A 15,538-nucleotide genomic window follows, 5' to 3' on the forward strand; every position below is an offset into this window, starting at 1 on the left:
CGGAATGGTACACAGATAAAGGATAGTCACGCTATGAATTTTATTGAACGGCATACTTATAACTGATATAATTTGAATATAAAATCAGTTAAAGGGGGCTGTAAAAATGAAATTAAAAAATCCTATGCTGGTAGTATCTGATATGGAGAAGTCTGTTGAGTTTTATAAAAAGGTGTTCGGACTTCATGTTATCATGGATTTCGGGGCAAACAAGACTTTAACGGGCGGACTGGCTTTACAGACACTTGAAACATACAGCGAATTTATAGGAACAGAGGATATTTCTTTTGGTGGAAACAATTTTGAAATATATTTTGAAGAAGATAATTTCGATAAATTTACCGATAAGCTAAAAGAATTTGAAATTGAATATGTCCACCCTATTATAGAACATTCGTGGGGACAGCGTGTAGTACGCTTCTATGACCCAGATAAGCATATAATTGAAGTGGGCGAAAATATGAAAGTGGTTTGCAAGCGTTTCTTGGATAGTGGAATGACACCAGAACAAGTTGCAGAGCGTATGAATGTTCCCATGAAATTTGTAAATGCTTGTATGCGATAAATCAAAGTGTTTGGAGGGTAAAAATTATGCTTGATAAAATACCAAATGCAGAGGAAATGACGAATTTGGTTGGACAATCATTGTATGATGTATGGAATAAGTTATGTGCTTTAATTGACGAAAAATATGAAATGGAACGTCTGTGGAATAAAGGTGGAAAGGCATGGACTTATGAGTACAAATATCGCCGAGGTGGTAAAACGCTCTGTGCGTTATATGCCAGAGAAAATTGTATAGGATTTATGATTATCTTTGGAAAAGACGAAAGAGCAAAATTTGAAGCAGAACGCAATGATTATTCTCAACAAGTCCAAAAAATCTATGATGAAGCTAAAACCTATCGAGATGGTAAATGGGTAATGTTTGAACCCACCGATACATCAATGTTTCAAGATTTTATTAAATTACTAGGAATTAAGAGAAAGCCAAATAAAAAGTAATAATTATCACGTTGGCGTATACGAAATCCTAATTTTACAATTTCATATCCCACACACAAAGCGGTTACTCCTTTGGAGATCAACCGCTTTTTCTATACTCAAATTTCAGATTGGAGTGATTGATTGAAAGATATTTTTACCGATATGCAGGCAAAAATCGGCTGTCCGTATCTTTCCGACCTGCCCTATTACAAGCGTACGGTCTGGTTTGAGATGAAACGCCTTTGCCTGTCTGACTACCCTAAGAAACAGTTAGAAGATTTTTCACGCTATGTATTCGGTGTGCCTTACGCCGTCATACAGGAAGCGTTGACGAGAAAGGACGTGATGAAACATGGAAGAAATGCGTGTGCAGATTGAAGCCAGAGAACCGACAGACGGAGAAATCCGAGCCTTTTGGTTCACCCTGCCTATCGACACAGAACAGGTGGAAGAACTGCTGGGGATTGATGTAGATACGGACTATTACTATATCACGGGCAAGGAGCTTCCCTTTGCTGATGAAGTGCAGGAAGATACCACTGTCGAAAAGCTCAATGACCTATACCATACCTATGAAAATTTACCCTCTGACTTGAAAGAGGACTATGCGGAGCTGATGTGCTATTTCACTGACCTTGACGAATTACACCGATACAGAAACGACATTATTCATTATTCGTGGTGTAAGAACATGACGGATGTTGCCCGCCACATTATGAATAATGACCCGGATTTTACTGCCCTTAGTGAGAGCTTCACCCGCTATTTCGATTTTGAAGCCTACGGACAGCACCTTGACGACAACGGACATTTTGTGGCAACCGACCACGGTATCTATGAGCTACCGTAGAAAAGAGGTGGCATATTATGGCACTTGACGATATGGCAGTCTTTATTGAAAATCTTGGTGTCTATGTTGAGGGCGGTTCAACGGGAGCATGGTTTCATTTCCCATTGAATGAGGAAGAAATCGCTGAACGTATCGGACTAAACGGCAATTATGAAGAATACGCAATCCATGACACTGAAAATTTCCCATGCCATGTAAATGAATATACATCAATCGAGGAACTGAACAGGCTGTATGAAACGATACAGGATTTTCCAGAGGAAGTTTTAGACCAACTGGACGACTTCATTTCCTATTTTGGAAGTCTGGAAGAACTGGCAGACAACCTAGACCGTATCTGCTGTTATTCTGGCTGTGAAACTATGGCAGATGTGGCGTATCACTTTGCTTATGAGCTGAACACTCTGGGAGAGATACCGTCCAGCCTGCAATACTACATAGATTGTGAAGCATACGGCAGGGATTTGGAAATCGAGGGATATTTCATTCAGACAAGATATGGTATGTGTGAAATCAAGTAAAGGAGCTGGCAGATCAGCGACAGGAAGTGTCGCTACTGTCAGCTTTTTCTAACAAGGACAGTCTGAAAAGGACTGTCCTTTTCCATTACAACGAAAGGAGCTGGACAATGAAAAAGATTAAATCCTATACGGGTATCTGGAACGTGGAGAAAGTCTTATACGCAATCAATGACTTTACTCTCCCGTTTCCCGTTACCTTTACCCAGATAACGTGGTTTGTCATTACGGAGTTTGCCGTCATTCTCTTAGGGGACTTACCGCCGTTATCGCTTATCGAGGGAGCGTTTTTGAAATATTTCGGTATTCCCGTAGCCCTCACATGGTTTATGAGCCAAAAGACCTTTGACGGCAAGAAGCCTTACAGCTTCTTGAAATCGCAGATTACATTTGCTCTGCGACCTAAGACCACTTATGCAGGAAAAGCCGTGAAGCTGGAAAAGGAAGTGTTCAGCGAACCCGTCACGGCGGTTAGGAGTGTGATGTATGTTCCCGATTAAGTATATCGACAACAACCTTGTTTGGAACAAGGACAATGAGGTATTCGCCTACTATGAGCTGATACCGTACAATTACAGCTTTCTATCGGCTGAACAGAAATTTATCGTCCATGACAGCTTCCGTCAGCTTATCGCACAGTCCCGTGAGGGTAAGATACACGCCTTGCAGATAGCCACGGAAAGTTCCATAAGAAGCATACAGGAGCAGTCAAAGAAGCTGGTAACGGGGCGACTTCGTGATGTGGCGATACAGAAGATAGAGGAACAGACAGAAGCCCTTGTTTCCATGATTGGGGACAATCAAGTGGACTACCGCTTTTTTATCGGCTTCAAGCTCATTGTGACCGAGGAAAAGGTCAGTCTGGAGAGTGTGAAGAAATCGGCGTTTATGACGTTCAAGGAGTTCTTGAACGAGGTCAACCACACGCTGATGAATGACTTTATCTCCATGCCAGATGATGAAATCAACCGCTACATGAAAATGGAAAAACTGCTGGAAAATAAAATCTCCCGCCGTTTCAAGTTCCGACGCTTGGATAAGAACGACTTCGGCTATCTGATTGAGCATATCTACGGCAGGGACGGCGTGGCATATGAGGACTACGAGTATTCGCTTCCAAAGAAGAAGCTGAAAAAGGCAACGCTTATCAAGCAGTACGACCTTATCCGTCCTACCCGCTGTCTGATAGAGGAAAGCCAGCGATACTTGCGTCTGGAACATGAGGACAGCGAGAGCTTCGTGTCCTACTTTACCGTCAATGCCATTGTGGGCGAGCTGGATTTTCCGTCCAGTGAGATATTTTACTTCCAGCAACAGCAGTTCACCTTTCCCGTGGACACAAGCATGAACGTGGAAATCGTCGGCAACCGTAAGGCACTTTCCACTGTGAGAAATAAAAAGAAAGAGCTGAAAGACTTGGACAATCACGCCTATCAGTCTGGAAGCGAAACCAGTTCAAATGTGGTGGACGCACTGGACAGCGTGGACGAGCTGGAAACTGGCTTAGACCAGAGCAAGGAAAGTATGTATAAACTTTCTTACGTTATCCGTGTGTCAGCTCCCGACCTTGACGAGTTGAAACGACGCTGTGATGAGGTCAAGGACTTCTACGACGACCTCAATGTAAAATTAGTTCGTCCCGCTGGGGATATGCTGGGGCTTCACTCTGAATTTCTTCCTGCCAGCAAGCGTTATATCAATGATTATGTGCAGTATGTGAAATCCGACTTCTTGGCAGGGCTTGGATTTGGTGCGACACAACAGCTTGGCGAGAATACAGGTATCTATATCGGCTATTCCGTGGACACAGGAAGAAATGTATATCTGCAACCCTCTCTTGCCAGTCAAGGCGTGAAAGGTACGGTCACAAACGCTCTGGCTTCTGCCTTTGTGGGAAGTCTTGGCGGTGGAAAATCATTCTGCAACAATCTGATTGTCTACTATTCCGTTCTGTTCGGCGGGCAAGCGGTCATTCTCGACCCTAAGAGCGAGCGTGGCAATTGGAAAGAAACACTTCCAGAGATAGCCCATGAAATCAATATCGTAAACCTTACCAGCGATAAGGAAAATGCAGGGCTTCTTGACCCGTTCGTGATTATGAAGAATGTAAAAGACGCTGAAAGTCTGGCAATAGACATTCTTACATTCCTTACGGGGATTTCCTCTAGGGACGGTGAGAAGTTCCCTGTCCTTAGAAAAGCGGTGCGAGCCGTGACCCAGAGCGATCAGCGAGGATTACTCCATGTGATAGACGAGCTACGCAGAGAGGACACGGCGATTGCCCGCAACATTGCCGACCATATCGACAGCTTTACGGACTATGACTTTGCACATCTGCTGTTCTCTGACGGTTCGGTGTCTAACGCTATCAGCTTGGATAACCAGCTCAATATCATACAGGTGGCAGATTTGATATTACCCGACAAGGACACGACCTTTGAGGAATACACGACCATAGAACTGCTATCCGTGGCTATGCTGATTGTCATTAGTACCTTTGCCCTTGACTTTATCCACAGTGACAGAAGCATTTTTAAAATCGTTGACCTTGATGAAGCGTGGGCGTTCCTCAATGTGGCACAGGGCGAAACCCTCTCGAACAAGCTGGTGCGTGCGGGACGTGCTATGCAGGCAGGTGTGTACTTCGTCACGCAAAGCTCCGGGGACGTGTCCAAAGAGAGCCTAAAGAACAATATCGGCTTGAAGTTTGCCTTTAGAAGTACCGACATCAACGAGATAAAGCAGACCCTTGAATTTTTCGGTATCGACAAGGACGACGAGAACAACCAGAAAAGGCTTCGTGACTTGGAGAACGGACAATGCCTGCTTCAAGATTTGTACGGGCGTGTGGGCGTGGTGCAGATACACCCAGTCTTTGAAGAATTACTGCACGCCTTTGATACCAGACCGCCCGTGAAAAGCGAGGTGGAGTGATGAAAGATAGGATAAAGGGGCTTCTGACAAAAAAGAAGCTCTTTCGTTTTTTCAAGATTGCTCTGATAGTCATTTTTACCTCTGTCGTGTTCCTCTCCCTGCTCGGTACGGTGGCTCATGCCACGGGGCTGGTAGATGATACGGTCAATGCGGACAACCTGTATTCACAGTACCCGCTGGAAAACTATCAGCTTGACTTCTATGTGGACAATAGCTGGGGCTGGCTTCCGTGGAACTGGCTGGACGGTATCGGAAAGAGTGTGCAGTACGGCTTGTACTGTATCACTAATTTTATCTGGACAATCAGCTTGTATCTGAGCAATGCTACGGGGTACGTCGTCCAGCAGGCGTATAAGCTGGACTTTATTAACGACATGGCAGACAGTATCGGAAAAAGCATACAGACATTGGCAGGTGTGACAGAAAACGGCTTTGGAAGCACAGGCTTCTATGTGGGCTTCCTGCTTCTCATTATCCTTATTGTAGGTATCTACGTTGCCTACACGGGACTGATAAAGCGAGAAACCAGCAAGGCACTCCACGCTGTTATCAACTTCGTTGTGGTGTTTATCGTGTCCGCTTCCTTTATCGCTTATGCTCCCGACTATATCAAGAAAATCAATGACTTTTCTTCGGATATTTCCACGGCTTCGTTGGATTTAGGAACAAAAATCATGCTCCCAGACAGCAACAGTCAAGGAAAAGACAGCGTGGACTTGATAAGGGACAGCCTGTTCTCCATACAGGTACAACAGCCGTGGCTACTCCTGCAATTTGGCAACAGCGATATAGAAGAAATCGGGGCTGACCGTGTGAAAGCTCTAGTATCAGTTAGTCCCTCTGCCGAGGACGGGACGACCCGTGAGGACGTGGTGAAAACGGAAATCGAGGATAACGACAATGATTATCTGACAATACCGCAGGTCGTTAACCGTCTGGGAATGGTGTTCTTCCTGCTTATCTTCAATCTGGGGATAACGATATTCGTTTTCCTGCTTACAGGCATGATGATATTTTCCCAGATACTATTTATCATTTTCGCTATGTTCCTGCCGATTAGCTTCTTGCTCTCCATGATACCCAGCTATGAGAACATGGCGAAACAGGCAATCGTCCGAGTGTTTAATACGATTATGACGAGGGCGGGAATAACGCTCATTGTCACGGTGGCTTTCAGTATTTCCAGTATGTTCTACAACATATCCACCGATTACCCGTTCTTTATGATTGCGTTCTTGCAGATAGTATGTTTTGCGGGTATCTACATAAAGCTGGGCGACCTTATGAGCATGTTCTCTCTCAACGCTGGGGACAGCCAGAGCATGGGACGCAGGATATTCCGTCGCCCGTATATGTTCATGCGACACAGGGCTAGGCGTATGGAAAACAGATTGGTAAGAGCTGTCGGAAAAGGAAGTATGGTAGGTGCTGGAACGGGGGCAATGGCTGGTTCTGTCTTATCCAGTGTTGGCAGTAAACAATCTCATGCCAGCACGACCCGCAAGCGTGACAACGCTTCTTTCGGAAGCCGAGCTGGTTCAGCCGTAGGTGCGGTACTCGATACGAAAAACAAGGTCAAGGACAAGGCAACGGCTGTCAAGGAGAATATCAAGGATATGCCGACACAGACCGCCTATGCCCTGCACTCCGCTAAGGAAAAGGCAAAGGAAAATGTGTCCGACTTCAAGCGTGGCATTGTGCTGGGACAGGAAACCAGACAGAGTGAGCGTGCCGACAAGCTCCAACAGCATAGACAGAATATCGCTGACAAACGTATGGAACTTCAAAAGGCACAGGAAGCAAAGCAGACTGGAAGAACAGCGGACGGATCAGCGACAACAGGAGCTACTCGTCCCCATGAAAGACCTGTCACCGCTTCTAAAGAACGTGAACCTGTCATGCAGGATATGAAAAAACGCCCTGCTACTTCTGATGGGACAAGCACTGACAAGGTACATACCGAGCCGACCACGCTACAATCCGTCAAGGAGCGTCCGCTGGCTTCAAAATCTGATGAACCTGTATTACAGAAACACGGGACAAGGCTCAATGGTGTAGAGCTGAACCGACAGACCACCAGAAAAGAACGAAATATCAAGAAAGCGACCATAAACACCACGGAAAAGAAAGGACGTAAGAAATGAAGCTAAGACATATCGCCATTATCGGCAGTCTGTTTCCATTTCTCATTGCGATAGTGCTTTTCTTTGGTGTGCTTATCAGTGCCGAGGACGACGACGGGGGCGGTGGCTCTTCCTCATGGGTAACGGGAATGAACCTCTCCGCAGAAGTCTTGAAACATCAGCCTATGGTGGAGAAATACGCCAGAGAATACGGCATATCCGAGTATGTCCCCTATTTGCTGGCAATCATACAGGTGGAAAGTGGCGGGACAGCCGAGGACGTTATGCAGAGTTCCGAGAGTATGGGCTTACCGCCTAATTCCCTTGATACAGAAAGCTCAATCAAGCAGGGGTGCAAGTATTTTGCGTCCCTGCTTTCTTCAGCAGAAAATCAAGGCATAGAGGATATAAACGTCGTGGTACAGTCCTATAACTATGGCGGTGGTTATATTGGCTATGTATCTTCCAACGGGAAAAAGCACAGCTTTACGCTGGCAGAGAATTTCGCCCGTGACAAGTCTGGGGGGAAGAAAGTCACCTACACGAACCCTATCGCTGTCGCCCGCAATGGTGGCTGGCGTTACGGGTACGGGAATATGTTCTATGTGGAGCTTGTCAGCCAGTATCTTACCGTCAGTCAAGTATCAGGCGAGCTGGCACAGAAGATAATGAACGAAGCTCTGAAATATCAAGGCTGGGACTATGTGTACGGCGGGAGCAATCCTAACACTTCTTTTGACTGTTCGGGGCTGGTTCAATGGTGCTATGGCAAGGCAGGCATTTCCTTACCGAGAACGGCACAGACACAGTATGACGCTACCCAGCATATCCCGCTTTCACAGGCACAGGCTGGGGATTTGGTATTTTTCCACAGTACCTACAATGCAGGAACATATGTAACTCACGTCGGTATCTATGTGGGAAACAGCCAGATGTACCATGCTGGTGACCCGATAGGCTACGCCGACCTTACAAGCTCCTACTGGCAACAGCATTTGATAGGGGCTGGAAGAATTAAGCAATAGAAAGGAATGGAAATCATGTTCAAGAAGAAAGAAAAACCGATAAAGGAAAAGAAAGTCCGTACTATGAAAGTGGGGACGCATAAGAAGTCCGTCATTGCCCTCTGGGTGGTGCTTATCGCAAGCGTGAGCTTTGGTGTGTATAAGAATTTTACCGCTATCGACCAGCACACCACACATGAGATAGAAACCATACAGCTCCGCTTGAATGACACCAACGGCATAGAAAATTTCGTGAAGAACTTTGCGAAGTCCTATTATACATGGAGCAACAGTAAGGAAGCTATCGAAGCAAGGACACAGGCTATTAATGCCTATCTGACACAGGAATTGCAGGATTTGAATGTTGATACCGTGAGGACGGATATACCGACCAGCTCCACAGTCACAGACGTGCTAATCTGGGAAGTGGAACAGTCTGGAGAGAACACTTTTTCTGTTACTTACGAAGTAGATCAGCAGATCAAAGAGGGCGACCAGACAAGGAACGTATCAGAAACCTATACCGTGACCGTCCATGTGGACGCTGACGGGAATATGGTGATTATCCAGAACCCAACCCTCGCTCCTGCTATGAAAAAATCTGATTATGAGCCAAAGGCACAGGAAGCAGACAACAGTGTGGACGCTGACACAGTAAATGACGCTACGGCGTTTCTGGAAACATTTTTTAAGCTGTACCCTACCGCAACGGACAAGGAGCTTGCCTACTATATAGAGGGAAATGCTCTTGAACCGATAAACGGGGACTATCTCTTTTCCGAGCTTGTCAATCCTGTATTCACGGCTGACGGCGACAATGTGAAAGTGAGCGTAGCGGTGAAGTTCATTGACAATCAGACAAAGGCGACACAGGTATCACAGTATGAGCTGACGCTTCAAAAGGATATCAACTGGAAAATCATAGATTAATATTTAAACATAGGCACACTAATTCTAATATTTAGAGTGCCTATGTTTCTATTGACATTTCACGGGTAAAGGTATATATTAAAATTAACCTATTAACCAAAAGGTTAAATGGTGGAAAGAGGTGTTTTCTATGTTACAGGTTTCTGACCTTTCATTTCATTACGACCCTCACATGGCTATTCTGAATAATCTTTCATTTTATATTTCAGAGGGAGAAATAGTGGGATTGTTAGGTAAAAACGGTGTAGGAAAGACTACAACGCTAAAATTAATTTTAGGATTATTACCTATTGAAAAAGGTACAATTACTCTTGAAAATTATTCTTTAGATACACACCCTTTGCAATATAAAAAGATAATAAATTATGTTTCCGACAATCATGATTTATACAATAATCTTACTGGAAATGAATATCTGAATTTTATTGCAGATATGTACGAAGTGCCTGCTACAATCAGAAAGCAAATTTATATTCCATTGATTAATGAATTTCAAGTGGAAAAATATTTAAGCCAGCCCATAAAGAAATTATCGCATGGAACAAAACAAAAAATTGCTATAATATCTTCTCTAGTTAATGACCCTATATTATGGGTGTTAGACGAGCCTATGACAGGTTTAGATGTAGAAGCTGTTCAAGTTTTAAAAAAAATTATAAAATCTAGAACTAACAGTAAAAAGTCTGTTTTGTTTTCTACTCACATATTAGAAATGTGTGAGAACCTTTGTGACAGAATTATTATAATGCAATCGGGTAGTATTAAGAAAACAATTACATTTAAAAATAATCCTCTTGATATTCCTTTGGAAAGCATTTATAGAGAGGTGATTAATGATGACACATTGGATAAAAATTGCTCGACTGAGCAAAACGCTTAGTAAGATAAATTTCAGCTTTTTAAATGCTCGATACAAGTTTAAAAAACGAATGGATTTTTATACGATTGTACTTACTTGTTTTATCTTAAGTATTGTAGGTGTGATTTATTATTATTACTTTACAATGATAGAGCAATTTTATCTTGGATTAGTAGATTTAGGAATGAACACTGTATTTTTCCGTCTTGTGTTTTGCGGAATAGCGGTTCTACTGACAGTAATGTGCATATTTTTACTGATAAATACATTTTGTTTTTCAAAAGATATCGAACAGTTTCAAATGTTCCCTATGCCACCCTCTGATATTTTTACTAGCAAATACCTTATAGCAACACTCTTTTGCTATAGTATAGAAATACTAATTTTATTACCGATATGTATAATTCAAACTCAATATATGAAAGATGCTTCTATACTCATTACTTATCTTTCTACTGCAATAATACTACCGCATATTATACTGCTTCCGCTGGCAATCATAGTTACTATTTGTTTAAAAATCTCTATGATTTGCAAGGGCAAGAAAGTCATTTTAAGTGTTAGTGGAATAGTTATATACTTAATAGGAATAATTGTTTACGGAATAGTTTCTATAAATTGGTCTATGAGTGCTGACCAAGATTTATCAAATTGGTTGAATAAGGTAATTGTACCGTTTCCGTTTTTTAATCAATATATCGCTTTACCTATTACTCTACAATTATCCTGCATTATTTTTTCGATACTCTCCTTTGTAGGATATTATTATATGTGCAATTTCATAATAGGAAATAAATTTACTATCTACAACAGCAAAGCAAGTATTAAACAAAATAAGATACTTTTTAATTCGTCAGCAAAATTAAAAAGTTATTTGATAAAAGAGTACAAAATATTTTTTCGTAATCCAATGTATATAATAAATGGATTATTTGGGACACTTATTACACCGTTTTTATTGCCTTTGTCTTTTCGCATAACTAGTACCGCTGATAGTATAGAACAAATAAGAACGCTGATAACAACTCCAAAATTTTCAATTTATGCTGTATTGTTCGCTCTTGTGGTGGTTATATTTACATCTTCTATTAATGTGATCGCATCAAGTAGTTTCTCCAGAGAAGGTGCAAATTACTGGATAGCTGAAATTATTCCTTATTCAATAAAGCAACAGGCTTTTGCAAAATTTCTGTTTTCTACAAGTATATCTATTGCTGGAATTATAATGAATTGCTTAATATTTAAGTTTTATTTTCATTATAGTTTTATGCAAACGGTTTGGATTGCTATGATTGGCACTTTATTTGTTACCTTATGGAATTTAATCGGAGTATTTATTGATATGAAGCGTCCTAAATTAGACTGGACGAACGAAACAGAAGCAATTAAACAAAATATTAATGTAATTTTATCCATTATTATATGTATCTCTATTTCGATTGGTTTTTGTTTCGTCATTTTTAAAATGCTACAAAAAAATTTGCCAGTGTACGCAATTATATGTTTTACATTATGCAGTTTGCTTGCTTTGATATTTCTTGTGTGTAAAGGTATTACATCAAATAGAGAGTAATGACCTTTCATATATACTCATTAATAAAGGAGGAATGAATTATGAGTAAAAAGAATTTGATTACTGCTGTATTATTGGTTGGGACATTTATAGTTTTGCTTGTGGCAACATTTTTTCTCCCAGAAAAGATACCATTCCATTTTGACGCTAATGGAGATGCTGGCTGGTATGCAAGTAAATATTTTATTCTATTACTTACACCTGTTCCATATTTAATCTATCATCAATTTACCCACAAGAAAAAATGAATACAGTAAGATTTAGAAAGGGGACTGTCATTAATGACTACTGTATTTAAAGCTCTGTCAGATGACACACGAAGACAAATTTTAAAATTGCTTGCAAATGGCGACATGACAGCAAAGGAGATTTCCGAAAATTTTACAATATCAAAACCTGCTATATCAAAACATCTTGATATTTTAAAAGAAGCAAGATTAGTAACAAGTGAGCGGACAGGTATGTCGGTTACTTACTCCCTTAACGCTTCTGTTTTACAAACAACATTAGGTGCTTTTTTGGATTTCTTTGACAATAAAGCAACTGGAAAAGAGGATAGTGAAAATGAAAATATTTAAATATTTAAATATGCTTTTGCTGATTATTTTCATTGTGGGAACAATTATCCTATATGAAAACATTCCTTGTGAAATTACATTGTTTATGCAAAGCCCTGTTCGAGCGGTTTTCATTGGAGTTGTTTTTGTTATTCTCCTAATATTGGCATTTGTATCACTATATCCGCAAAAAATATCAAGAAGCAATGATACAGTGAGAAATGAAATTACATTGGTTGTTTTGAACCTTTTGGGGATTGGAATATTTCTTTACTATTTTGCAATCATAGCAAAGTATAAAGGTTTTCAAATTGATTATTTGAAAGTAGTTATACTTATCATTGGCGTTTTGATGATTTTGATAGGTAATTTCTTACCACAAATGCCTTTTCGTAGTCGTATAGGCTTTAAATTACCTTGGATATTAAAAGATAAATTATGCTGGCAAAAAACACATAGATTTGCAGGATATACAGCAATTCCATTTGGTATTATCCAATGTTTGCTTGTTCTATTTGTTCCAAACAATAACGTAATTTTCATCTTTGGTATTGGTTCTTGGATTATAGTTGTATGTATTTATTCTTTATTTGTAAGAAATGCTAACCGCAAAAATTAATATAAATAATTGTTTATGGGATATTTGATAATTGATATTTATACTTGTTTAAGGTTGGTGGTGGTAAATGGAAAAGAAATCCTTGAAAAACGAGTTTGCTGGTGTAAAATGCAAATATCGACTGATTGCACAAGACATTCAGTTCAATATTTTTTTGACTCGTATGAAAGCCAACACTCCACTACCTAGTGTGAGGTCGTATGCTGAAAAGTATAGTGTTTCTCCAAATACAATAGTTTGTGCTTTTCGTCTGCTAAAAAATAATGGAGTAATATATTCCAATCGCACAAATAATTATTGTGTTTCTGAGAAAATTGAGCAAATAAGAATAATGATAGCCGACAAACTAATTTGCAATTTAATTACAGATATGGAACATTTAGGGTATTCACATAAAGAATTTTTACAAATATTTAATGATTATTTAGATACAGTGGAAGCAGGTGATATTATGGGAAAATGTTAGTTGTAGAATTTACTGATAAAGAAATTGACTTGCTTCAACAGGCATTAAAATGTCTATTGGAAAAATTGAATGATACCTCTACATTAGCGGATTTTAAAATCACAGATATATCTATTAACCCTTACACCCGTGAAGTGTTAAATAAAGACGGCAGTCAAGTTCATCTGACTGCAAGAGAATTTGACCTATTATACTTTTTATACATACACAGAGGACAGGTATTCACAAAAGAACAGATTTATGAGAAAGTATGGGGATATGACAATGCACCAGACGCAAGCAATCTTTCCTCATTCATCAGAAAGTTAAGACTGAAAATAGAACCATACCCAGACAATCCACGATATATCATCACTGTCTGGGGTGTGGGATATAAATTCAGCGAAGAAGAAAAACCGTAGCTGTATTTCACAATTCATTGTGATCTGCACGCTACGGTTTTATCTATTGAACTGATTTCTTGGCTTCCCTTTCTGCTAAAATTTCTGTACTTTAGTAATGAAATATTATATAATAAAGTCACGGTAACTACAAAGGAGATGATGAAATCCGGCGCATTTGATGTTACATAATCGGTAACATAAATGAAACGTGGAAAAATCAAAATAATCATGAATTGCATATATTTTAAAATCTGTTCGAGCAGATTTTGTTTTTGTGCTTTAATTGATTATCTGAAATTTCCACAGAAAACGAATAATATTAAATTAGTTTAACTGTGGGAATTTCCACAGTTTTTTTAGTTACCGTAATATAAAATTGAAAGGATAGCTTATTATGAAAAATATATTTTCTATTATTTGTAAAAAGCCGGAGTTGTTTGAAGAAAGTCAAAAAAATATGTGGAATGATGAGTACATTTCAAAAAATATGTTAAAAGCCCACTTGAATAAAAATTTAGACTCCGCAACTAGAAATTATGATTTTGTAAAACAATCCGTAGAGTGGATTGCTCGTATACTTCCTCCAACAGAATATCCAAATTTATTAGATTTAGGATGTGGGCCAGGGATTTATAGCGAGCTGTTTTTTGAAAAGGGCTATAATGTTAAAGGTGTAGACCTATCGGAAAGGTCTATTCGCTTTGCAAAAAAATCCGCTTTGCAAAAAATGCTTAATATTGAATATCAGTGCGGTGATTATACGAAACTCTCCTTTGAATATGGTTATAATTTAATTTCACTTATTTACTGTGATTTTGGGGTACTATCTACTTTCACAAGGAAAAAAATTCTCTCTAAGATTTATGAAGCGTTATTGCCAAATGGAGTTTTCCTTTTTGATGTGTTTACTCCTCAAAAGTATATTGATGTCAAAGAAATTAGAGAATGGAATGTTGAAAAAAATGGATTTTGGACTGAAGAATTATGCTTGGTATTACATTCTTTTTATCGTTATGATGAATATAACACTTTCTTAAATCAATACGTAATTTCTACTGAAAATAATATTGAATACTTCAATATTTGGGAGCATACATTTACGCTTCAAGAATTGAAAAAAGATTTAAAAGAGGCTGGTTTCACAGAATTTGAATGTTGGGGAAATATTGCAGGGAAAGTATACAAAGAAACAGACACTACCATGTGTATATTAGCACGCAAATAGCAGAACTATTTTAATTGTAGCGGGGTGATATACATGGGAAAATATTGATTATAGAATTTTCTGATAATGAGGAAAATGTATATTCTCAAACAATCGAATTGCTCTCTAAACAGTTACGTACTTCTCCTATGATTATACAGCAGGAAGTAAAAGGATTAAATATAAATCCTTTTACTCGTACCGTTACTGATGACAAAGGAAATAAAATACATCTAACCGCTAAAGAATTTGACCTACTGTATTTTCTTTCCAGCCACAAAGGACAGGTATTCACTAAGGAACAGATTTACGAAAATGTGTGGGGATATGACAATGCACCAGACGCAAGCAATCTTTCCTCATTCATCAGAAAGTTAAGACTGAAAATAGAACCATACCCAGACAATCCACGATATATCATCACTGTCTGGGGTGTGGGATATAAATTCAGCGAAGAAGAAAAACCGTAGCTGTATTTCACAATTCATTGTGATCTGCACGCTACGGTTTTATCTATTGAACTGATTTCTT

19 protein-coding genes are annotated in these 15,538 nt (G+C 39.7%); all 19 read left to right on the top strand.

Annotated elements, in window-relative coordinates; translation table 11 throughout:
* Positions 1 to 106 precede the first annotated feature (106 nt).
* The 19 genes from B5E79_RS03180 to B5E79_RS03270 all read left to right on the top strand — a co-directional run bounded on the left by B5E79_RS03180 (position 107) and on the right by B5E79_RS03270 (position 15,477).
* On the top strand, positions 107 to 565 hold the full coding sequence (locus B5E79_RS03180; protein WP_087203348.1) for a VOC family protein: 459 nt from the start codon (positions 107 to 109) through the stop codon (positions 563 to 565).
* Between the two features lie 26 nt (positions 566 to 591).
* A complete protein-coding gene (locus B5E79_RS03185) occupies positions 592 to 1,005 on the top strand; it encodes a DUF3788 domain-containing protein (protein ID WP_087203349.1) in 414 nt (137 codons plus the stop codon).
* 123 nt (positions 1,006 to 1,128) lie between these two features.
* Positions 1,129 to 1,365, top strand: a complete 237-nt coding sequence (locus tag B5E79_RS03190) for a hypothetical protein (RefSeq protein WP_087203350.1) — start codon at positions 1,129 to 1,131, stop codon at positions 1,363 to 1,365.
* Entirely contained in the window at positions 1,340 to 1,837 is a 498-nt protein-coding gene (locus B5E79_RS03195; RefSeq protein ID WP_087203351.1) for an antirestriction protein ArdA, read from the top strand. Before B5E79_RS03190 ends, B5E79_RS03195 begins: the two co-directional genes overlap by 26 nt.
* A 17-nt stretch (positions 1,838 to 1,854) precedes the next feature.
* A complete protein-coding gene (locus B5E79_RS03200) occupies positions 1,855 to 2,358 on the top strand; it encodes an antirestriction protein ArdA (RefSeq protein WP_032547215.1) in 504 nt (167 codons plus the stop codon).
* Positions 2,359 to 2,465: 107 nt separating this feature from the next.
* Positions 2,466 to 2,855 (top strand): conjugal transfer protein, encoded by a 390-nt coding sequence (locus B5E79_RS03205; RefSeq protein WP_087203352.1) that lies wholly within the window; start codon positions 2,466 to 2,468, stop codon positions 2,853 to 2,855.
* Positions 2,842 to 5,289 (top strand): conjugal transfer ATPase TcpF, encoded by a 2,448-nt coding sequence (tcpF, locus tag B5E79_RS03210; protein ID WP_087203353.1) that lies wholly within the window; start codon positions 2,842 to 2,844, stop codon positions 5,287 to 5,289. The genes B5E79_RS03205 and tcpF overlap by 14 nt, the downstream gene beginning before the upstream one ends.
* Positions 5,289 to 7,433: a CD3337/EF1877 family mobilome membrane protein gene (locus tag B5E79_RS03215; protein WP_087203354.1), complete on the top strand. Its 2,145-nt coding sequence runs from the start codon at positions 5,289 to 5,291 to the stop codon at positions 7,431 to 7,433. Before tcpF ends, B5E79_RS03215 begins: the two co-directional genes overlap by 1 nt.
* Entirely contained in the window at positions 7,430 to 8,437 is a 1,008-nt protein-coding gene (locus B5E79_RS03220; protein WP_087203355.1) for a bifunctional lytic transglycosylase/C40 family peptidase, read from the top strand. The genes B5E79_RS03215 and B5E79_RS03220 overlap by 4 nt, the downstream gene beginning before the upstream one ends.
* A gap of 15 nt (positions 8,438 to 8,452) precedes the next feature.
* Positions 8,453 to 9,346, top strand: a complete 894-nt coding sequence (locus B5E79_RS03225; RefSeq protein WP_087203356.1) for a conjugal transfer protein — start codon at positions 8,453 to 8,455, stop codon at positions 9,344 to 9,346.
* 130 nt (positions 9,347 to 9,476) lie between these two features.
* Positions 9,477 to 10,226, top strand: coding sequence for an ABC transporter ATP-binding protein (locus tag B5E79_RS03230; protein ID WP_087203357.1), 750 nt, complete (start codon positions 9,477 to 9,479; stop codon positions 10,224 to 10,226).
* The gene (locus tag B5E79_RS03235) at positions 10,180 to 11,778 is read left to right on the top strand and encodes a hypothetical protein (RefSeq protein WP_087203358.1); all 1,599 of its coding nucleotides are present in this window, start codon (positions 10,180 to 10,182) and stop codon (positions 11,776 to 11,778) included. Before B5E79_RS03230 ends, B5E79_RS03235 begins: the two co-directional genes overlap by 47 nt.
* A 41-nt stretch (positions 11,779 to 11,819) precedes the next feature.
* Complete coding sequence (locus B5E79_RS03240; protein ID WP_087203359.1) at positions 11,820 to 12,026, top strand: DUF1648 domain-containing protein; 207 nt, start codon at positions 11,820 to 11,822, stop codon at positions 12,024 to 12,026.
* Between the two features lie 33 nt (positions 12,027 to 12,059).
* Positions 12,060 to 12,356: an autorepressor SdpR family transcription factor gene (locus tag B5E79_RS03245; RefSeq protein ID WP_087203360.1), complete on the top strand. Its 297-nt coding sequence runs from the start codon at positions 12,060 to 12,062 to the stop codon at positions 12,354 to 12,356.
* Positions 12,343 to 12,954 carry an SdpI family protein gene (locus B5E79_RS03250; protein WP_087203361.1) on the top strand — a complete coding sequence of 204 codons (612 nt, stop codon included), beginning with the start codon at positions 12,343 to 12,345 and terminating at the stop codon, positions 12,952 to 12,954. Before B5E79_RS03245 ends, B5E79_RS03250 begins: the two co-directional genes overlap by 14 nt.
* 67 nt (positions 12,955 to 13,021) lie before the next feature.
* Positions 13,022 to 13,420: a GntR family transcriptional regulator gene (locus tag B5E79_RS03255; protein ID WP_087203362.1), complete on the top strand. Its 399-nt coding sequence runs from the start codon at positions 13,022 to 13,024 to the stop codon at positions 13,418 to 13,420.
* Complete coding sequence (locus tag B5E79_RS03260) at positions 13,414 to 13,821, top strand: winged helix-turn-helix domain-containing protein (protein ID WP_087296940.1); 408 nt, start codon at positions 13,414 to 13,416, stop codon at positions 13,819 to 13,821. The genes B5E79_RS03255 and B5E79_RS03260 overlap by 7 nt, the downstream gene beginning before the upstream one ends.
* 376 nt (positions 13,822 to 14,197) lie before the next feature.
* Positions 14,198 to 15,028 (top strand): class I SAM-dependent methyltransferase, encoded by an 831-nt coding sequence (locus B5E79_RS03265; protein ID WP_087296941.1) that lies wholly within the window; start codon positions 14,198 to 14,200, stop codon positions 15,026 to 15,028.
* A gap of 44 nt (positions 15,029 to 15,072) precedes the next feature.
* Entirely contained in the window at positions 15,073 to 15,477 is a 405-nt protein-coding gene (locus B5E79_RS03270; protein WP_241147437.1) for a winged helix-turn-helix domain-containing protein, read from the top strand.
* The last annotated feature ends 61 nt before the right edge of the window (positions 15,478 to 15,538 follow it).

The sequence above is a fragment of the Massilimicrobiota sp. An134 genome (assembly GCF_002160815.1).
Taxonomy (GTDB): domain Bacteria; phylum Bacillota_I; class Bacilli_A; order Erysipelotrichales; family Coprobacillaceae; genus Allocoprobacillus; species Allocoprobacillus merdigallinarum.